16 protein-coding genes and 2 pseudogenes are annotated in these 21,127 nt (G+C 42.1%); 13 read left to right on the top strand and 5 right to left on the bottom strand.

Translation table 11 applies throughout. The annotated features are described in order from the left end of the window. Position 1: 1 nt before the first annotated feature. Genes GM612_RS08410 through GM612_RS08400 form a run of 3 tightly spaced genes read left to right on the top strand, consistent with a single transcriptional unit; the run spans position 2 to position 4,270 of the window. Positions 2–601 (top strand): NADPH-dependent FMN reductase, encoded by a 600-nt coding sequence (locus tag GM612_RS08410; RefSeq protein WP_155431938.1) that lies wholly within the window; start codon positions 2–4, stop codon positions 599–601. Between the two features lie 13 nt (positions 602–614). Next, a complete protein-coding gene (locus GM612_RS08405; RefSeq protein ID WP_155431937.1) occupies positions 615–3,038 on the top strand; it encodes a flavocytochrome c in 2,424 nt (807 codons plus the stop codon). Positions 3,039–3,055: 17 nt separating this feature from the next. After that, positions 3,056–4,270, top strand: coding sequence for an L-lactate MFS transporter (locus GM612_RS08400; RefSeq protein WP_155431936.1), 1,215 nt, complete (start codon positions 3,056–3,058; stop codon positions 4,268–4,270). 104 nt (positions 4,271–4,374) lie between these two features. Here the strand turns inward: GM612_RS08400 and GM612_RS08395 are convergent, their stop codons facing one another. Together GM612_RS08395 and rihB are read right to left on the bottom strand one after the other, a co-directional pair. Next, positions 4,375–5,607 carry a NupC/NupG family nucleoside CNT transporter gene (locus GM612_RS08395; RefSeq protein ID WP_155431935.1) on the bottom strand — a complete coding sequence of 411 codons (1,233 nt, stop codon included), beginning with the start codon at positions 5,605–5,607 and terminating at the stop codon, positions 4,375–4,377. Positions 5,608–5,636: 29 nt separating this feature from the next. Further along, positions 5,637–6,566: a ribosylpyrimidine nucleosidase gene (gene rihB / locus GM612_RS08390; RefSeq protein ID WP_155431934.1), complete on the bottom strand. Its 930-nt coding sequence runs from the start codon at positions 6,564–6,566 to the stop codon at positions 5,637–5,639. A 107-nt stretch (positions 6,567–6,673) separates the two neighbouring features. Here rihB and yeiL point away from each other — a divergent pair, with 107 nt between their 5' ends. The 3 genes from yeiL to GM612_RS08375 all read left to right on the top strand — a co-directional run bounded on the left by yeiL (position 6,674) and on the right by GM612_RS08375 (position 9,278). Next, a complete protein-coding gene (gene yeiL, locus GM612_RS08385) occupies positions 6,674–7,348 on the top strand; it encodes a transcriptional regulator YeiL (protein ID WP_155431933.1) in 675 nt (224 codons plus the stop codon). 113 nt (positions 7,349–7,461) lie between these two features. After that, positions 7,462–8,010, top strand: coding sequence for a TetR/AcrR family transcriptional regulator (locus GM612_RS08380; protein WP_155431932.1), 549 nt, complete (start codon positions 7,462–7,464; stop codon positions 8,008–8,010). A gap of 161 nt (positions 8,011–8,171) precedes the next feature. Further along, positions 8,172–9,278, top strand: a complete 1,107-nt coding sequence (locus GM612_RS08375) for an NAD(P)-dependent alcohol dehydrogenase (RefSeq protein ID WP_155431931.1) — start codon at positions 8,172–8,174, stop codon at positions 9,276–9,278. Positions 9,279–9,508: 230 nt separating this feature from the next. Here GM612_RS08375 and GM612_RS08370 read toward each other — a convergent pair whose 3' ends face one another. Further along, the gene (locus tag GM612_RS08370; protein WP_155431930.1) at positions 9,509–9,997 is read right to left on the bottom strand and encodes a hypothetical protein; all 489 of its coding nucleotides are present in this window, start codon (positions 9,995–9,997) and stop codon (positions 9,509–9,511) included. A gap of 361 nt (positions 9,998–10,358) precedes the next feature. Here GM612_RS08370 and GM612_RS08365 point away from each other — a divergent pair, with 361 nt between their 5' ends. The 7 genes and pseudogenes from GM612_RS08365 (at position 10,359) to GM612_RS08335 (ending at position 18,485) form a co-directional block, all read left to right on the top strand. Continuing rightward, positions 10,359–10,652: a hypothetical protein gene (locus GM612_RS08365; RefSeq protein WP_155431929.1), complete on the top strand. Its 294-nt coding sequence runs from the start codon at positions 10,359–10,361 to the stop codon at positions 10,650–10,652. A 48-nt stretch (positions 10,653–10,700) separates the two neighbouring features. Next, positions 10,701–11,987, top strand: coding sequence for a hypothetical protein (locus GM612_RS08360; RefSeq protein ID WP_155431928.1), 1,287 nt, complete (start codon positions 10,701–10,703; stop codon positions 11,985–11,987). Positions 11,988–12,023: 36 nt separating this feature from the next. Continuing rightward, positions 12,024–12,473 (top strand): hypothetical protein, encoded by a 450-nt coding sequence (locus GM612_RS08355; protein ID WP_155431927.1) that lies wholly within the window; start codon positions 12,024–12,026, stop codon positions 12,471–12,473. Between the two features lie 54 nt (positions 12,474–12,527). After that, positions 12,528–12,932: a GIY-YIG nuclease family protein gene (locus GM612_RS08350; RefSeq protein WP_155431926.1), complete on the top strand. Its 405-nt coding sequence runs from the start codon at positions 12,528–12,530 to the stop codon at positions 12,930–12,932. Positions 12,933–14,968: 2,036 nt separating this feature from the next. Then, positions 14,969–15,850: a glycosyltransferase family 2 protein gene (locus GM612_RS08345; protein WP_246147670.1), complete on the top strand. Its 882-nt coding sequence runs from the start codon at positions 14,969–14,971 to the stop codon at positions 15,848–15,850. 519 nt (positions 15,851–16,369) lie between these two features. Next, positions 16,370–16,486, top strand: a pseudogene (locus GM612_RS12680) (IS3 family transposase); the annotation flags it as partial. Positions 16,487–17,390: 904 nt separating this feature from the next. After that, entirely contained in the window at positions 17,391–18,485 is a 1,095-nt protein-coding gene (locus GM612_RS08335; protein WP_155431924.1) for a glycosyltransferase, read from the top strand. Between the two features lie 928 nt (positions 18,486–19,413). On the opposite strand, the gene GM612_RS12675 is transcribed toward GM612_RS08335, so the two are convergent. Both GM612_RS12675 and GM612_RS08325 read right to left on the bottom strand, forming a co-directional pair. Beyond that, positions 19,414–19,575: a hypothetical protein gene (locus GM612_RS12675; protein ID WP_425500345.1), complete on the bottom strand. Its 162-nt coding sequence runs from the start codon at positions 19,573–19,575 to the stop codon at positions 19,414–19,416. 241 nt (positions 19,576–19,816) lie between these two features. Further along, positions 19,817–20,844: pseudogene (locus tag GM612_RS08325) on the bottom strand (IS30 family transposase). Positions 20,845–21,127 lie beyond the last annotated feature (283 nt).

Raw genomic sequence — 21,127 nt, 5'->3', positions numbered from 1 at the left:
TATGAAATTTGTTGCTATTGTCGGCTCAAATGCTGATATCTCTACTAATCGTCAGTTGTTAAAGTATATGCAAAAGCACTTTAAACAAGACGCTGAAATCGAACTTTGTGAAATAAAAGATGTGCCAGTCTTTGATGAACCATCTAACGTGGTAGCGCCAGCTCCTGTACAGGAGATCAGTGAACGAATCAAACACTCCGATGGCGTGCTAATTAGCACCCCAGAGTATGATCATTCTGTTCCGGCTGCTCTTAAATCCCTGCTAGAATGGCTTTCATATACATCTCATGTACTTTATAATAAACCAGTTATGATTACCGGAGCATCCCACGGTACGCTTGGTTCTTCACGAGCACAGAATCATCTACGTCAGATCTTAGATTCTCCAGAAATCAGCGCCAGAGTGATGCCTAGCGCAGAATTTCTGTTGGGGAATTCCCAATCTGCATTTGATGAAAACGGCGAGCTAGTTGATACACAAAAAATTGCAGAACTAGAGCAGGACTTCAACGAGTTTATTGATTTTACGAGCGAAGTTAAACGACTGTTGACAGCGCATGAAGTTGTTCGACCAGCAGTGCCGCTGTGGAAACGTGCCTAGGGAGGAATCTAAAATGAAATTGATTGGAATTGTTGGCAGTGCTGCTGCTAAATCCTATAACCGAATGTTACTTAAGTACATGCAAGCCCAGTTCGCAGACTTAGCCGATATCGAGATTGTCGAAACGGCTGGACTACCAATGTTTAACGAGTCTGCTGACCAAAATAATGATGCTATTTTAGCGATCAACCAAAAAATAATTGATGCAGATGGCGTCATCATAGCGACACCAGAACACAATCATAGTTTGCCGTCAGCATTGAAGAGCCTAATAGAGTGGTTATCTAATGAGTTACACCCGTTAGATGAAAAACCAGTCATGATCGTCGGTGCTTCCTATGACGTGCAAGGTTCATCTCGAGCCCAATTACACCTGCGTCAAATACTTGATGCGCCTGGTGTGAATGCGCTAGTGATGCCTGGACATGAATTCCTATTGGGCAATGTCAAAAAGGCTTTCGACGAACATGGCAAAATTAAAGATGAGGGTACTGTTGATTTCTTGGAAAGCTGTTTCAAAGCTTTCATTCGATTTACCAAAGTCGCTTCACTGCTGAACGAACCTGAAGATCTGACCGTTACGCCTGGCTCATACAAAGTCAAAGCAGTTGGGCATAATGGCGACCTGCCAATGTCCGTTGAATTCAGCGATGATCGAATCGAGAATATTGATATTGACACCAGTGGTGAAACTGAGGGGATCGCCGACGCTGTATTTACCCGCATCCCTGAACAAATTGTTGATGGACAAACCTTGAATGTGGATGTTGTTTCAGGCGCTTCCGTGACTAGTAACGGCGTGATTGATGGTGTTGCTAAGGCAGTCAAGTTAGCTGGCGGCGATCCAGAGATCCTTAAGCGCCGGCCTAAAGCCTCACAAGTTGTTAAGGCAGAACCCGTCGAATATACGACCGATGTGGTTGTTGTCGGTGGTGGCGGTGCTGGACTAAGCGCTGCAGCAACTGTTCTTCAGCAAGGTAAAAAAGTCATCTTATTAGAAAAGTTTCCTGCATTAGGGGGTAACACCGTTCGGGCTGGTGGCCCAATGAACGCTGCTGATCCTGAATGGCAGAGTCAATTCAAGGCAATTGGTGGCGAGCGTACGACCCTGCAAGATATGTTGAAGATCGATGAGTCAACAATCGACTCAGAGTACCTGTCAGACTTTAGAACGCTCAAGAAACAAATTAAAGACTATCTTGAAAACACTAACGACCAAAACGAGTACTTATTTGATTCAACCATTTTTCACCGAATTCAAACCTACTTGGGTGGCAAACGAACTGACTTGAAAGGCAATACAATCTACGGCAACTATGATCTAGTCAAAGAGTTGACTGATCATGCGCTTGAATCCGTTGATTGGTTGGAGAAGATCGGGGTCGACTTTGATAAATCGCAAGTTGCCATGCCCGTTGGAGCAAAATGGCGTCGTGGGCACAAGCCTATGAAGAGCCAAGGCTTCGGCTATATTTCGGCCCTTAAGCAATTTGTTGAAGACAATCATGGTCAAATCATGACTGATACTCCGGTTAAAAAACTAATTGTGGAAGACGGCGAAATTCGTGGCGTAATTGGTCTCGGTCTGAACAACCAAAAAGTGATCGTGCATGCCGACGCAGTGATTTTAGCTTCTGGCGGTTTTGGGGCAAATACAAAGATGTTGCAAGAATACAACACCTATTGGGAACATATCGATGATGATATTAAAACTTCTAATTCGCCAGCAATCACTGGAGATGGGATTCGCCTAGGTCAGAGTGTTAATGCTGATTTAGTTGGAATGGGCTTCACTCAAATGATGCCCGTTTCTGACCCTGAGACAGGTGAACTGTTCTCTGGCCTTCAAGTGCCACCAGCTAACTTTGTGATGGTCAATCAGCAAGGTAAACGGTTCGTGAACGAGTATGAAGGACGCGATGTCTTATCAAAAGCTGCTTTAAAGAATGGCGGGCTCTTTTATCTCATTGCCGACGATAACATCAAAGAAACGGCCTACAATACGAGCCAAGAAAAAATTGATGCACAAGTCAAAGCAGGCACTTTATTCCGCTCTGACACGATCGAAGGGCTGGCAGAACAGATTGGAATGGAGCCGGCCGTCTTAAAGGACACAATTACTAAGTATAATTCATACGTTGACCAGGGCGTTGATCCTGAATTTGGGAAAAACGTGTTTGATTTGAAGGTGGTTAAGGCACCGTTCTATGCCACACCAAGGAAACCAGCAGTCCATCACACAATGGGTGGATTGAAAATTGATACGGATGCTCACGTGATCGATAAGAATGGTAACATCATTCCAAATCTTTTTGCTGCGGGTGAAGTTGCTGGGGGAATTCATGCTGGGAATCGGCTCGGTGGTAATTCACTGGCTGACATTTTCACCTTTGGCCGAATTGCCGGCAAGGTTGCCACGTTAAGTGCTGTTAAATAATTTAGGGGGTTTTACTGATGACGGTTAAAATCAATCGTTGGCTCATATTAGCGGCCTCAACGCTAGTATTACTGTGTACGGGTGCAATTTATGCATTTAGTGTTCTAGCAGGGCCATTGAGTGCTGCAAAGGGCTGGAGTCTGCCAGATATTATGATCGCGTTTACCATTAACTCAGCGGTGGCACCTATTCCAATGATTTTAGGGGGTTATTTCACCGATAAAGGTTGGGCAAAATGGTCAATTACCATTGGTGGATTAATGTTTGGCCTTGGCTTCTTCCTGTCTGGTTTAGCCACCAGCACAGGAATGCTGTATCTCACATACGGACTGCTGGCAGGATTAGGCCAAGGGTTAGCTTATTCTGGTTGTTTGAGTAATACAATAAAATTGTTCCCTGATAAGAAAGGCTTAGCTTCAGGAATTATTACGGCTGGTATGGGTGGTGCAGCCATCATTGCGGCACCAATTGCCAACGCCTTAATTGAAAGTCACGACGTTATGTATGCTTTCCGGGTCTTAGGAATTGCCTATATTATCATCGTTGCTATCGCAAGCTTCTGTATAAAGTCGGCACCAAAGAACTTTGTACCAGAAGGCTGGCAGAATACTGAGGATGGTCATCCAACTGAAACTGTTGCTAATAAGAACTGGACTGCAATGTTAAAAACGCCCATTTTTTATGTGATCTTCTTGATGCTCTTTACGGGTGCGTTCTCCGGTTTAATGATTGCTTCAAACGCTTCGGTGATTGGTCAGCAAATGTTTAAACTGAGTGCCGTTGCAGCAGCTGGGTACGTCAGCATCTATTCACTCTGTAATTGTTTAGGTCGTATTATCTGGGGCAGTGTGTCGGATAAAATTGGCCGGACCAATACCTTATACGTGATCTTTATCGTGATTATTTTAGCCTTTATTGCGTTGGTATCGTTGTCTTCCGTCGCTGGTTTCGCAGTCGGAATTATTGCTTTAGGGCTCTGCTTCGGTGGGGTAATGGGCGTCTTCCCGCCAATGGTCATGGAAAACTTTGGTCCAGTGAATCAGGGTGTCAATTATGGTATTGTTTTCATTGGTTATTCACTGGCTGCGTTCTTTGGACCTAAGACGGCTGGCAGCATTGCCGCTTCAAGCGGTGGCAGTTACGCTCAAGCGTTCTATGTGGCGATAGGGATCGCAATCGTTGGGTTAGTATTGAACTTCGTATATCCACGAATGATGCGTAAACGCGCCTAGTGTTTAATGTACTGAAACAAAAGAGAGTCTGAACTTTCTGGTATTGATGGTTACCATCGATATCAAAGAGTACAGGCTCTTTTTAATTATAGAAATGATTCAACCTACCAAACAAACAGTCCAACAAACCCCGCTGAAAGCAATGACACTAAAATGCCAGAGAGCAACATGTATCCGACGTTTTTCGCAATTAAGTCATTTTTTGCTTTATCTACTAAGCCTTTGAAGGCACCGATAATCATACCGGTGGTGCCAAAGTTAGCGAAGGAAGTTAAAAAGACGGTCAAAACGGCTCTTAAATGAGGTGTGTAGCTGTTGATCACGCTACCGGCGACTTTACCCATGACAACGAATTCGTTGGTCACTAGTTTAAGACCCATATCCTGCGATAGTATCCAGGCTTGATGAACCGGCATTCCCAACAACCAAGCAAATGGGAACATGACCACGCCTAGAATACCCTCTAGTGACAAAGGCTTCCAAATGAGCGCTAGGAGCTTGTCAGCCAAAGCTGCCAAGGCCACGAAAGCGATGACGTTAGCCGTAATGATCAAGACCAGTCGACCAGCACCCAGAATGGAATCTCCCAGAAAAGAGAAGAAGGGTTCACGCTTGCCGTTGTTGTCAGTATCTTCTGAACCAACCGTTGCAATCGTATCCTCTTCGGGTGAGACCTTGACTGGATTGAGCAAGTTAGTCACGATAATCGCATTGATCACATTAATTGGGACGGCAGTGAGCACGAACTGGCCTGGAACCATCTGCGTGTATGCACCCAGAATGGAGGCGGTGACGCAACTCATGGACATCATGGCTAAAGTCACGTTACGTTCAGCTCGCATTTGCCGTAATTGAATGCCTGAGATGGCTAGCACTTCTGTATTGCCTAAAAACATCATCTCAACGGCGAAGAATGATTCAAACCGTGGTTGACCAGTGATATAAGATAACCCTCGACCGATCCACTTAATAATCCACGGCAAAACGCCAATATAAGTGAGAATGTCGAAGAGTGGCACAATCATCAAGACTGGCAGCAGGGCGCTGGTCACAAAGTTCATTGATTTTGCAGTACCGCCAAATTGCGGTGTTACCCAGTTTGGGAGGGCAAATACAATTCCTTGATAAGCAACTTGCACTAACCAGTTGAAGCCCTCTGCCGCCGCTTTTACGACAGCCCGGCCAGCACTGAAGCTCGTGAAGAACCAGGCTAAAATTAAGTTGATTGCAATCATGATGCTGACTGATCGCCAGTTGATATCGCGTCTTTTCTTAGAAAAAAGGTAACCGATCAAAACAAATACAAACAGGCCTAAAATATTGATTGCCACATACATTGATCTTCAAATCCTTTCTAAAAAGCCGCTTAATAGGTCTTAATGCAATCAGCCACTAAATCAAAGAATCCGTCATGATTGATGCCCTTGCCCACTTTAGCGTTAGGTTGTTGTTTTAAAACGCTATTCTCGTCGCATACCGTCCGACCGTAACATGGTCCACGATTGATATCGACTTCTACAAACATGTCCTGGGTCTCAAACAGCGATGGATCGATGAGGTAACCGATGGTTGTCGCGTCGTGAATGGGTCCAGCCTTTAAGCCAAATTCTTCAAACTGAGTCTTAAGCGTGAAGCGCATCAGATCGCCGAATAGCTTGCCAGCCTTATTACCAATCGCCTCCATGCGCTCAATGATGTCCGGTGTACAAATGGTCTGGTTTGTTAAATCAAGTCCCATCATGACAATTGGTACACCCGATTTAAAGACGACATGGGCAGCTTCTGGATCGGCAAAAATGTTAAATTCAGCAGAAGGTGTAAAGTTGCCCGTCCCATAGGCGCCACCCATCAGGACAATTTCTTGAATCTTAGGAATGATCAGGGGTTCAGTACGCATGGCAGTCGCAATGTTAGTGAGTGGACCAGTAGGCACTAAGGTCACGTCACCATCACTAGCCATTAGGGTGTCGATAATAAATTGAACCCCATTCTTCTTTTCTGCCGTCCGGTGAAGAGCAGGGAAGGTTGGGCCATCAAGACCGGTCTTGCCGTGGACGTTACCTGCGACCACTTGTTCGCGAACAAGCGGCTGTGGCATACCGGGATAAATTTTGGTGTTAATATCAAGCAATTGTGCAACGTTTAATGCATTAGTAGTCGTTTTGGCTAATGTTTGATTGCCAGCGACAATGGTGATCCCGAGTAAATCAATATTCGGGTGGGCATTTGCCATTAACATTGCAATCGCATCATCATGCCCTGGGTCGCAATCAAGAATAATTTTTCGTGCAGTCATTGTAAATCCTCCTGTATTTTCAAAAGTGTAAGCCCTTACTTACTGGTTGAATTATAATGGCGTGCTTGATACAGTAAGTATGAGAAATCTCACAGTTGGAGGAAAATATGGAGGAAATTTTTAATTTAGCGGAAAAGCAACGGCTGATCGACCAAAACCATTTTGAAGATCTATTTACAACTGACATTAGGCCACTCACAAAACTTTTTCGAATGCCTGCCAACTCGTTTATTATCAAAAGTACGTCCCAACCTCAGTACCTATTCTATTTGATAAAGGGTCGGGCGAAATTATACGATGTGACTGCCAATGGCAAAACCATGCTGATTGATTTCTTTACCCCGCCATGTTTTATTGGTGAGATGGAGCTGATTGACCCAACTGGGGATCCGTTTAGTGTCCAGGCAATAGGCGATTGTTTATGCCTAGCGTTACCAATTCACCGTATCCAAAAGCAATTACTAGTAGACCCAATCTTTTTGAAGCACATTTGCCTCTATTTGGCGCATAAAAATACCCGCAACATTCGCGTTGCCTCCAAGAACCAAACGTCGACTCTATCAGAGCGGCTGGCCGCGTTTATTTTAATGACCGAACACAATGGCGTGTACAAAGAAAAGCACACCGAGGTCTCAGAATTTCTCGGGGTGTCCTACCGGCACTTGCTATACGTGTTGCGTGAATTTATGGATGCTGGTCTGCTCTCAAAGCAGGGTCACCGGAGCTACTTGATCCAGGATCGTCAAGAGTTGGAGAGAATTGCGGAGGGCAATCAATCGTGACTCTGTCTATATTGTGTTTCCTTTGTCTGAACTTGCGAAATGAGTGAAATAAATGGCATACTGAGGCAATAAAACATATAAATAACCCAAAATCTCGAAAGGAACCATCAATAATGATAACGACTAAGCCCAACGTGCGTGTACAACAAACTGAAGAGAAACTCTATCAAGCTCTACTCTCTTTTAAATCCAAGGGAGTAGACTATCAAGCACTGACCATTAAACAACTGGCTGAGAAAGCTGGTATCTCACGACAGACTTTTTACCGCCACTATCAAGATAAGGACGATATTATCTCGCTTAGGATTCATAACTTTAAGCTAAAAATGATTTCCCAATTCCGTCAAACTACACTGACACCTGAAGTTATGATGAAGATGCTACTGACATATTGGTCCAAGCACAGGAGTTTCTTTGAATTGATTGAGTGGGCCAATCTAGGTCGTATTTTCATTAGCAATATTTCTTATATGAACCATAAAATAATGGCAATGAATAATGTCAGTCATTTAAATGACGAAATTATCACTGATTCATATGCAGGAGCGACCTATTCTTTTCTTCGGGCTTTTTTGATTAAGAATCAGAATTATCAGGACATTGATTCTCTTGTGGAACTATGCATGTCAATTAATAATCGGTGTCAATTTCTATTTGAATAGCTGATGGAAATGAGTTTGCCAAATTAGATTCAGCAAAAAATAGGCTACTTGTTAAATGTGACACAAACTCAATAAGTGACACGAAACTTAACCCCCCAAGCATGATATCTTGATGTTGAAAAAGTTTGTTTTAATCAAGACATATGACTGGAGGTTTTATGATGCAGATCACAGCAGCTGTAGCAGAAAAACAGGGCGCAAATCTATCTATTCGAGACGTGGAATTAGATGACCATCTTAAAGCGGATGAGATTCTGGTGAAAACAGTCGCGAGTGGAATTTGCAGCATGGATATTTTGGAGTCAAATGGTGGACCAACTGGGCAATCTCCTATCCCAATGATTCTCGGTCACGAGGGTGCCGGTATCGTTCAGAAGGTGGGTGCATCAGTATCTGAATTTAAACCAGGCGATCACGTGACGGTTTCCTATGCTAGTTGTGGGACTTGCAAGCAATGTGTGCTTGGTCATCCATACGCCTGTGAGCGGATGAATGAATTGACTTTTGGCGGTAAAGATATTGACGGTGGCATGCGTTACAGTATGGATGGTAAACCGCTGAGTTCGTTTTTCCAGCAGTCATCTTTTGGCTCATACATGAAAGTTCAAGCGCGAAACGTTGCCAAGGTTGATGATAGTGTTGACTTAAAACTATTAGGACCTTTGGGCTGCGGTCTGCAAACTGGTGCGGGAACGGTCTTGAATGAACTTGATCCTCAACCAGGTGATGGTATCATCGTTTTTGGGACAGGAACTGTTGGTTTAGCCGCAATAATGGCAGCTAAGATAGCTCATTGTGATCCAATTATTGCCGTTGACGTCTTCGATAATCGTCTGGAGTTGGCACAGGAGCTTGGTGCGACAAATGTGATTAATAGTAAGTCCACGTCTGACGTTCCCGCTGAGGTTCAAAAAATTGCTGCTGGTGGGGTAGATTATGCCGTTGTTGCGGCTGGGGTAAATGGTCTGGCTGAGGAAGCGGTACGTTCCGTTGGTATCTTTGGCACTGTAGCAATCATTGGTGGTGCTCTTAAAGGTGAATTCAATATGGCGTTTGACTTCTTAGCCTTTGAACACACGGTTAAAGGCGTCCTCCAAGGTTCATCACTACCAAAGATCTTCATTCCAAAGCTAATTCACCTGTTCAAGCAGGGGCAGTTCCCGTTCGATAAGCTGGTTAAGTTCTATGATCTTGATCAGGTCAACCAAGCGTTCGAGGACTCCAAGAATGGGAAAGTCGTTAAGCCAATTCTGGTGATGCCTGAATAGTGTAGGATACTGCAAAGTCGTAGATTATAAAATACGGCCAGACTGGTCAAGCACAATCTTCAGAAATATAATGCAATTGACCATTTATTGAAAGAACATTTATCGTCTCAATTAATTAAACTGAGGTGCAAAAAATAACCGGGAGTGACGGGTGCTCTCAAAGTTGCTATAGAGCTTTGAGAAACTCGTCATTCCCGGTTCTTTATTTTGTGCTGAACTAAACCCCAGAACTACTTCCACGCCCCAGCCTTAAAGAAGTAAACATTCTTCCCAGAATGCTTGCCGAAGTAATGCGAGTATGACCGTTCCAGCGCCGGATACCGATGCACTTTACCATGCTTTCTCAAGTGAGCATGGGTGTATCGCCAACCGGGGACTTCGAAGAAACGCCCAACTTCAAACGCATACCAGGCAGAGCCCTTAGAATGTTCAGTGTACAGGCCAGCAATATAAGTATGCCCGTGTTGGTGACCCACCCCAGTCATCTTATTTGTGCCAATCGACTTGTAGCCGTCCGACCAAGTTGTAAACGTGTGGGTCGTAAATCTCACGGCGCTGTTCTTTGATAGGCTTCGTTTACTGTACCAAGTTCCTCGAAATGACCTTGGCACTGGCTGGTGTGATTTAAACTCCGAACTGGCACTAGCAGTCACCGAGGTTGTACCTAACGCAACAACTGATAAACCCACGACAGCGATTCCCTTAACGATATTATTCACTGCATAATCCTCCCAAATGATGATTTAACGTCCTTATCATACATCTAATCCGGGTAAAAAGAACCTTTAGATTGATAATTTCTTAATCATATCAGAAGCTTAGTCTACACATTTGATACTATCGGTCAGTCGGTATTTTAAAAATACATCCTCGCTCACATTAGCCAGCCACCTTAATCACCACGTAAATGTCCGATTAATCGGCGCTTCAACCTCATCACGATATCCAAGCCAGCACATACACTTACAATCACAAACGTTTTAATAAAATATTTCGTTCCTACTATTTAATTTACCCCGCAACCCTGCTATATTTAGGCTAAGATTCAAATCATTACATAAGAAACCGGAGATGGGTAACATGGATGATTCTAGTCATCGTTTAGCGAAGGAAGCTTCAACGACCTTTGATCCCGAAAACCTGGACGTGGGAGCGTTTGATCGTCAGCAGTTGGACAGTTATTTCAACACCATTGGACTGCTGCCGGAAGTTCAAAATGACGTTGAAAAGGCTCAAAGTGCACTGACAAATTTCGAACGCAACCACTTCAAAGACGAACCTCAACGGATGGCCATACATAAGCGCCGGCAGACATTGACGCAGACCGGTCAGCACTATCAGCAGATGATCCGGTCGGACGAGGAAACGCTGTAGCATAGCCAACAACAGTTCGACGCGGTCGATGGGGATCGGCAAAACGCCATGCAACAAGCTGAGCAGACGTATCAGGACTTGAAGGATGCCCACGCACAGCAACGCACAAAGACCTTTCAGGATAAACGCCACACTCAAGTGGAAGCGCGTTACAAGAAACTAGCCACGCCACGATTTGGCAATAATTTAACTGCGCTCAATTGGATATATATCGGGATAGCATTGGTCGCGTTCACGATTCTACAGATGATTGCCAACGGTCTGTCCGCTTGGGCGGGCAACCAGACCATTTATCATAGCACCAGCAGGGCGGCAACACTGGCGAACACCCACTGGGATGAATTCGCCGCATTAATTGGTCCAGTTCAAACTTTGGTAATGATTGGCATTACCATTTACCTGTTCGTCCTCTGGCGTCGCGATCGCCGGCTGCTCACAAAGGGTCCGGACACTGAAGCACTGTGGCAGCGAGCCGAGCGACAGGTCCCCAAACTGTCGATACCAAAAGAGACCACCGAACCCGCGAACCTGGCAAATGCACGGACACAGATCGCCCACTATCAAGCATTAGACGTGACACCGCTGAAGGAGAAGTACCAACGTGAGATCAAGCAGGCACAACAAAAGCTCGATAAGGATCAGCAGCTGTACGCCAGTTTTAAACCACAGCTGACAGACGTTCAACGAGAAGACGATGCCAACCGAACTGCATTTCAAACCGAAATCAAGACCGGCCAGAACGCGATTTATCAGCAGTTGGTGGCTAACTTCCACCAGGGGTGCGGCGTGATTGCTGGGATCAAGTTACTCATCAGTAAGCTGCCACCGGACTACCGTGATGCTGAGCACCTGCAACGGCTGATCGCCACGGTTCATTATGAGCGGCCGAATTCGTGGCAGGAGCTGATGCACACCATGCGTGACAAGGATCAAAATGAAGCCCTGCTGCAGACTCAGCAGAAAACCGCTCAGACGTTAAATGCCATGCACGGCGATGAAGTGGCCGCTGCTAAGCAACAGCAAGCCGCCATGCAAAAAGCGCTGGGGCTCGTCGCCGAGCAGAATGCGACGCTGACTAACCAGAATGCCATCCTCGACACTCAGAACCAAAAGTTAGCTGAGCAGACTCAGGAAATGAAGACTCAAGACGCCATTGAGCGCCAGCAAAGTCACCAGGCGGCTCAGGATCGCCAGCAGGCTATGCGCGAGAACCGGCGCTATCACAGCAGTATGGAAAAGACGGCTCAGAAACAGGCTGATTACCTCTCAGGGCTAGCAGTTTCAACCAACCAGCTGTTGGCACATTACGATCAAGACTTTGGCCACTGGTTCTAATCGGTGATGACTAATTATGAAAATGGAGATGGGACAATGAAAAAATTTCAACACTTATTCGGCACCGCACTATTGTTAGGCACGCTTGGCGTGGGCTTCAACGAGCTCACAACGCACAGACCTGAGACTCGGGCGTATGCGAGCGCCACGATTCCGAAATCTTACCGTGGCTACTGGTATGAAAAACCGCAGTATACCTGGCAGGAACGGCATACCAGAAAGAACATGGCGATACCGGCAATTAAGCTCGCGGTGCACAGTAAGTACGTCAGCTGGCGGTATACGGGGTACTTACCGAAGGCGCCAGGTGTGAAATACAGTCATAAATTGTATCGCATGCACCTGATCAAGTACGACCGCAAAGGCCACCAAGCGGATTTGGGCGGACGAGGACCGTTTCGCAGCTATAACATTCTGACAAAGAGCCACGGCCGGCTTTACTTGGGCTATCAAGGTGGGCAGTTTACACTGAAAAAACTCAAGTAGTCATTAAATGCAAGTCACATCATTGCGTCACCCACACGAAAGGAGTTAAACAAAATGATCGTGAAAATTGATGCCGAAACGATTAATAATTTGCGCCCACCAGTGAACTTCAAGGCTAGTTATGCGTACGCGCTGTTCTTCAAGCGCTCACGAAAGGAAACCTATACTGAGTACGTCAAGGTCGGCCACACGCATGATTTCATGCAACGGTTATCGTCCCTGGCGGATGAGATCAACTTTGAGGATGATCAGGATTATGCGGGCAATATCACTTGCTTTATCGTCAGCGACTGGGTCAATGACTGCGAGCAGCTTGAATGGGATGTTCAGAATGACCTAAAGGACTATCTGGTATCGGAGAACGGCGATCCGAAGAAGTGGCCGTTCAAGAAGGATAAATATAAGAAGGAAGTCCTCCTCACAGAGGTTTTTGATGATGATAAGGATTTCCCGTTTTGAGTCATGAGGAATTGGAGACGATTATGCATCGGCGGAAAGTGGGGTATAAGGGGAAAAGGGTGAAGCAAAGACCGGTTCAGATATTTCGCACTATACACTAAAATTATAGAAAATATATGTTTTTTTCTTTTGTAGTTTCCAAATATAAACAGTATTGAAGCACCGCGTAAGATAAAATTCAATACTGTTTAATTTATATTATTAAAAGTGGATGGGGGTTAGTGAACTATAACAAATATAATATTGAAAATGTCTTTATTCGTGTGCCATTTATAATCTACAAGGACTGAAGTTCAAAAAATAGGTGTATTATTTGATTAATTAAAATGTTTGACGCAGTTACAATCTAAGTGGATCATTAATTAAATTAAATAGCCCCGGGAACAATGTTTAACGACCAAGAAAAACGAGAAATACATTATTGTAAACTATCATAATCTTACTATATCTGAGCGTGAAAGTTCCTAGAACTGATGGCTAAAAATTATTGCTACGAGCAATTGCCTTTCGATTGCCTAGAAGTGTTAGTACTATCAAGCATGAACTAAGCCACGGTGAAGATAAATATTCACTAAGTGCAGCCCAAAAGGTTCATCAGACTAAGAGAAAAAGCTGCCACAGACCGTTACTTCTAGATCATAATGAACTCTTACGTCTTTTAATTATACGTCTAATTTCAGAACAGCATTGGTCCCCTGAATAAATTTCAAACTATTGAATATGGAGGGCACTGATTGCGAAAGATACATCACGATTTACTGACACATTGAAAACCATAACTTAGGTCAACCCTTTACTTCAGAGGATGATTCTGGAATTCGTCGAATCATACGTCATCGTGGTCGTAGAAGACAAACGAGGCACAGTCGATGCCATGAACAACCCAATGTTGATTACAATCTGATAGCCAAAAGGCCAAATTTTATCAATGATAGAAAACGAATAGGTGATTGGAAAATTGATACTGTGATGGTAAAGAATGGTGGGCCAGTTCTTGAAACAGCTGTTGATCGATTTAGTGGGTACACGCTAATCGGCTGAGACGGTAAAAATTATCAACTCTGGAAAGAGCGGCCTAATTAAGAAGGTTCAGTAATGTCCCAAAAGAGTTCTGCTTTTCTTTTACGCCTAATCATGGTGTTGAGTTTCTCGCGTTGGAGAACATTCGGGAGTAGATAGGGATTACCATCTACTGACCAGATTCGTATCCGCTTGAGCAAAGAGGAAAAAGTGAAAATATGAAAATATGAATGGGTCGATTCGGGAATACTTTCCCAAAATCAACACATTACAACCAATATTCAAACGTGTCAAAATCAGTTAAACTTACCGTTCTAAAAAGCTTTTAAACCTTTTGACATCCTATGAGGTCCCTTTTGATAAAGTGTTTCGCTTGATTTAACAGTTCGTCATATTTCTGAAGAAGTTATCAATAAAGTCGGTAGTACCTACTAATTTAGTTCAATTCATTTATGAAGGTGTAGCAGTTAGAAAACAGTGGATGTCTGCGAGATACTCGACTATAATTATTAAGGTGAATATGGAATCAAGGATGCCATATTACCCTAATAATGATTTTGGATAAAGTAGTTTCTTACAAACACGTTGATTGATGATTTTCTCATTACGATTGTTGATAAAGCAAAAATTACAAATATTTTTAATATAATTTTTTATTAGGAGCTCATTTCTATAAACCGTTGTGCAGAGATGTTCAATATGTAGCTTCGACTAACTAAAAAAACTTAATAATTCCGAAAGTTTTAGACATATAAATGTTTATTTATTATCTATCTCAATACGCAGAATATCAGGAAAATTAGAATAATATTAATTTTGAGATAATGTGATGCTAAATACCTTGAAAACAAATTTTTGGAATATGTAATATGTGTTTTGCAAATATGGTAGTTGCAAAAGATGAATATGGATTATATATTTTTAATAGATTCTAATGTTTTTCGAGTAAATTTGAAATAATTCTTTATTTTAATGTAGATTAATTGTGGTTTTAAGGAGGCAGTACTTTGGTTAAAATGAATCAGCAAATTTTGCTATCTGTAATAATTCCAGCTGCAAACAATCAGGAAACTATTGCTAGAGCAATTAATTCTGTAAAGCACTTAATTTGTGAGCATGAAATTATTGTGATAATCAATAACTCCCAGGATGGTACTTCCGACATAGTGAAAAAGATAGCCCAGAAAGATAAAAAAATAAGTCTTTTTCATTGTAGCCCAGGGAGAAGTGTGGCAAGAAATGTTGGGTTAAATAAAGCAAAAGGAAAATATATCTATTTTCTAGATGCGGATGATGAGGGTAGTTTAGACTTTATAAAAACGGGTATTGATATTTTGGAAGAAGCTCATGGGGTGACTGCCGTTTGTTCAAGGAGTCAGGTGGTTAACGATAATTTACATCGAACATCGATGCATTTAGTAAATCAAAGGAGTGTGAATGGGCTTTTTGTACGCAATCCATTTATGATTGAGTCTGTAATATTTAAACGGGTAGGTACTTTGATTCCATTTGATGAGTCAATCAATTATTGTGAAGATTGGTGGTTTTGGGTAACAAACTTTGAGCCAAGTGATTTTAAAACAATAGATATCATTTCAAGTATTGTTCATGTAACCGGTAAGAATTCAATGGCAAACTTGAAGAAAGTAACTTATTCAGAATTATATATGCGGTTGCGAATTATGAAGAGATTCCACAAAAAAAATCTATCTGATTTTTGGAAAGATTTAAAACTTGTAGTGAAGTATTATCAGTGTTCTAGGGAAAAGGTTGAGCACTTATGGACCGAGATTCCAGGAGTAGCTGTGGTTGGCTGGGCATTGGCAAAATTGCCATTACTTTCTACAATCAGTAAAAAGAAATTATATAAGTCCGGCATGGTAAAAAATTATTTGTAAAATTAAGACAGTCTATTACTATAAAGTGTAGACACGATTTGGTAGAATCTCTACTAGAGAGGACTGTGAGTGTCTTATGAACAAGAGAAAGCGATATTCTATCGAATTCAAGAAGATGATCGTCCAGCTGTATGAAGGCGGACATTAGTCACTGATCTTAGAAGCGGATATGGGATCGCCAATGCCACAATTTATAAGTGGAATGATCTGTACAAGAAAGATGATAATACCAAGGCCTCCAAAGCCAACTTGTTAGCAACGCAGGCGAAGATTGCCAAGCTGGAAAGTGAGAACGATATCTTAATAAAACTTTAACCATATTCGCAAAAAAGTAAGCATCAAGGTTGGCAGTCAGTCATTAAAGCAACGGTACCAGCGCGTAGTGTTGAAGAAGTCTGTCAGATACTCCATTTGTGCGGAGGAATCTACTATCAGCAACAACATCCAGCTAGGTCAAAGCAGTTTAGGCGACGCCAAGTTTTATAGGCACAATTCAGTCGCCTCTACTTTGATTATCGGCGCTTTTATGGCGCTCCTAAAGTTCATGAGGAACTTCAGCGTGAAGACTATCACGCCAGCTTGAAGCTGGTTCAAAAGCTAATGCGGCACTTGGACCTCCGGTCAATAGTTGTCTAGAAGTGGCGCTATGATTACAACAACTTCATTGACCCAATGATTTACCCTAACCTGTTAAAGCAAAACTTTGAAGCTACCAAACTTAATAAAAATGAGTCGCTGAGATTACTTATATTCTAATCAAAACTGATGGTTGGTACTATCTTGCAACCATCATGGACTAAAATTATCGCACATAAATTAAGCGGGCATATGACAACCGAGTTGGTTGTCAAGGTGCTTAATCAAGCTGTGAGACCCGGACAGTCAAGACCGGCTTGATTCTGTACACTGACCTGGGCAGCCAATACCGAAGTGATACCTTTGAAATGGCGTTGAAGCAACACGCTGTTAGGCACTCTTTACAGTAAACGTGGCTGTCCATACGACAATTCGGTAGTGGCGTCATTTCATGCCAGTTTCAAAGAGAAGGGAGTTTATCAGCAAACTTACAAAGACTACAAGAAAGCCAATTTGGTTTAGTTTAGTTACACTGAGAGTTTTTGTAATCCCTGGCGAATGATCAGTGCAGATGGATATTTTACCCCAGATGGCAAGGAGCAATTAGTTAGGTAGAAATTCTACAAAATTGTGTCTAAAGCCTTGACTCAAATCCATTAATATCTTTATTATGAAAAAATAGCTATTGGACCATTATTGTAAATGGTTATTTTATATTCTGTATAGAGAGATGATTGCCGTTGATTTAAGTGGCTATTCAACGCAGCAAAAAGAGTTTATGAATATTAAGAGGAAGTGTTGCTTGATATGCGGCTATCAATTAAACACCTAAATACGTAGAAGTCAGGTGAGAAATTATAGGTTAAAAACATACTTTTAAAAAATTTAGTTTTTCGTAATAAAAAAGGAAAATAAAACACAGACTCATTTTTAGAGACGTTCCACATTGCAGGAGGAGTAATATATGCCAAAAGTGATCATAGCCGTCCCGTATTTATCCGGCAAGGGGGGGACTGAAACTGTCATACAGAACTTTTATGAGGCAGTAACCTCGAATCGAAAGCTTCGGAAATTCGATTGGAAGTTAGTAAGTTTTGGTGGTTCAAAAGATTATTTATGGATGGATCACTGGAATAAAAAAATTTATTATTTTACAAATAATCGTATGGTACAGAGTATGTTATATATATTTCTTCTGCCCTTTTTACTTACGAAACTTGTTTTAACAGAGAAACCTGATTTTTTGGTTGCTACTAATCCTATCATATGGTCATTTGCCTTTTTTGTAAAAAAAGCATTTCATGTCGATACAATAACTATAGCGTGGTTTCACTACTCCTTTAAAAAGAAAAAAGTTAAAAAAATATACTTAAACAGTACGGATTATTTTTGGGCAATCAGTCAAGGAATAAAGAATGAAATTTTAGAATACGGCGTTCCTGAAGAAAAAATCAAACTAATATTTAACCCTATTGATGTGAACAAGGCTACAGAGATTCGGAGAAGTGGATCTCAGAACAGATTAATTTACATTGGTAGAATTGATTATGAAGGGCAAAAAAATGTTTCTGAACTTTTTAAAGCCCTTTCCTTGATCAGGGTTTCGGATAAGGTCATTCTGGATTTGTATGGTGATGTAAGCACGGAAACAAAGAAACGCTTAAACGATCTAAAAAAAGGGATACCTAAGAATATATCTATTAATTTTCAAGGGTTTTATCCGGATGTATGGGCGCATATAAATGAAGCTGACACACTATTACTGACATCTAGATTTGAGGGATTTGGTATGGTCTTATGTGAAGCCGCTGCACGTGGCATAAGCCTCATTTCTTCAAACTGTCCAATGGGACCTAATGAAATTATTTCGAACAGGAATGGGTGGCTATACCGTCCAGGCAATTTCAGAGAATTGTCAAAAATTATCACGAATATAGTTACGAAAAAGTATATTTTACCTGATTCTAAAAGTGTACAAGATTCTGTCAAAAATTATGGATATAATACTTATTCTAATAGAATATTCAATTCTTTCGATGAATTTGCAGATTTAAAGTAAACAGTTGAGAAAAATTGAATCTCAGATTGTCAATTCAAGTACAACACTTACCAGAAATTTCCGACCATGTAGGAGCCACATTTAACGTAACCTGACTTGAAACGATGAAAAGGATTCAAAAGTTTCACTAGCGCTGAAATAGGTCAAAGATCTCCGTAGGCAGTGATTAAGCGCATATTGCACTTTGGCAACATAGTGACCATCATAGGTACGTATCGACTTACCTTTGGGTTTGAGCTCGCAGATTAAATCATCTTGATTCTCGTTGCTGACATCTTCTCAGTGTAAGTAAGGATGGGGCAAAATAGTCCTTCGCCCCCTGAATCTGATTTAACCGCGAGAACTCATTACTAATGTTAAACGTGACTGAATGAAATTTTTCTGAGCTAAGGATCTTGATAATGTTCTGCGGGGCATCGCGACAAGTAGTCGCTTGGTAATTGGGAATCTTCACAATGATCTCGTAACAACTTAAATGATTCGTCAAAGTCGTGATGGCTGATTCTCAGTACGTTTATTTTTTACGAGATCACCTTCCAATTCCCGGCGGTCGTCCGTTTCAAAATAATCGTTGGACTCTTATCAGTAGAAGTTCTGAGGATAGGCGTTGATGGGTTCTATGAGTGTCTTTGATCCGGCGGCAAAGGTTCATGATGAGGTTAGTGATATGTAAGGACATCCGGTCTGAATCAATGAAACGATAAACCGTTGATGTTGAAGGACTAGGTGTATCAGAGTGTTTTCATCGGAATTGCTGGACAAGACTACTCACATTATCAACCCGGAAGTTTTTTAGGGCTGTGGCCAGCACATGAACAATAGCTAACGCCGTTTTAGTGGGTCTTATAATGTCAGTGTGACCGGTGCTCGAGATGACTTTCCGGTCCTGCATCAGGATGATACTTAAAATAAAGCAAGTACTTGAGGTTTAAATGGCGCACAGTCCCCGCTTAAGTTGGTGGCTAATCTTTCTAGAATCCTGATGAGGTCGGCTGGCAATTTCACGAATAGCGCAATGATTCTCATGGACCACTTGGATAGCACCCCTTTCAGTCTCTGATAGTTGCTGGCAGTTATGAGCAGCAGTTATTATTTACTTGCGTCGTGAAGATACCTCTTTCTTTATTCGTTGATATTTAAAGTGTAGTTCTCCGCGGCCTATTTGCGTACTAAAAAATTTTGTTGGGTGTTACACTTCAATTTTAATTTTGGGATCAGCAATTAATACCTTAAAAGAACTTAAGATTAACTGGAATTAAGATGTTTTCCCGAATTGTCAAATCAAGTGCAATACCTAGTACCAATATGACCATGGAGAATTAGAAACCAAGTTAGTGCAATTGAAACGTAATTGGTGAGCAGAGTTGTAGCGCTTCAGCAGCGCTCAAATAGTTTCTAAGCCGGCAGTTGAGGGCATCTTGAACTGCAGTAATGTAACCTTAATCGTAAGCGTGTAGCGGCTTACCTTTGGGAATGAACTCCCGAAGTAAACCATTCTGATTTTCATTAGTGTCTCTTTCCCGAGGCGAATAAGGATGGGCAAAGTCGAGTTGCGTGCCTTTAACCTGGTTGAGCAATGAAAACTCACTACTGTTGTCGAAGGCAATCGAGCGGAAGTGTTCAGACCCATAAGAGTCAAGAATGCCTTGGTGGGTCTGCTTACAAGTTTCCGCATGGTAATCAGGAATTTTGACCATGATTTCAAAGTGCGTCACTCGTTCGATGAGCGTAATGATGGCCGGTTTGTTTGCGACCTGTTTGCCCTTCACTATATCATCTTCCCAATCACCAACGCTAAGCCGCTGGTTAACAACGTCTAGTCGCTCATCGATGGAAGTTCCAAGAATCGTTTTATTCAACCGTTCGTGGGTTTGACGACCGCTTCTAACTCGTCGACGTAGTTTTATTGGTAGATCATAGTTTCGCAGCGGTAATAAGCCTAAATCAATATAACGGTAGACAGTTGGTGTTGAAGGACATGGTTTGTCAGGATGGATCTGTTGGAAACGATGCACGAAGCTATCAACACTATCGGTACGGAAACATCGTTTTAGTGCCTTACATAACATCGAAAAGAACAGCCAGCGTACTCCTAGTAATCCCTTAGCATGACAGCGTGAACGACGTTTTTCGTGAACTGCTTGTCCAGCATAACTAAAGTATGGCAAGTAATCAAAATTAAGCTGACGAACCGTACCGCACTTAATTTTTCTACTGATAGTGCTAGGACTTCTGTGAAGGCTGGCAGCAATCCAGCGGATTGAATGACGGTTTTTTTTAAAGGCTTGAATTTCACCGCGTTCTTCCGCTGATAGCTGTTGGTAATATTGTAAGCAGTGCGACTATTAGATTGGGTCATGGAGTTACCTCTTTCTTTTTCTGTGGTAGTTAAAGTATGGGTCTCCATGGCCTATTTGTGTAACTTATGGGTGTTGCACTTCGATTTTAAATCCGGGTAAATTTGTTGATGAAGCTAAAACTGTCTTTGATGAAGAACTCCCAGGTGATGTGTTAACTGATTATCGACGTCAAATAATTGCTACTGTTCTTTAATATATAGATGTTTTATAAAAGTGGTACTCTGTAGGGGTTATTTTCTTGTATTCCTTCGATTTCTCACATGTATCTTATATACCTAAACT

The organism is Secundilactobacillus folii, from assembly GCF_009720675.1.
GTDB lineage: Bacteria > Bacillota > Bacilli > Lactobacillales > Lactobacillaceae > Secundilactobacillus > Secundilactobacillus folii.
This window is presented reverse-complemented; position numbering and strand designations above follow the sequence as displayed.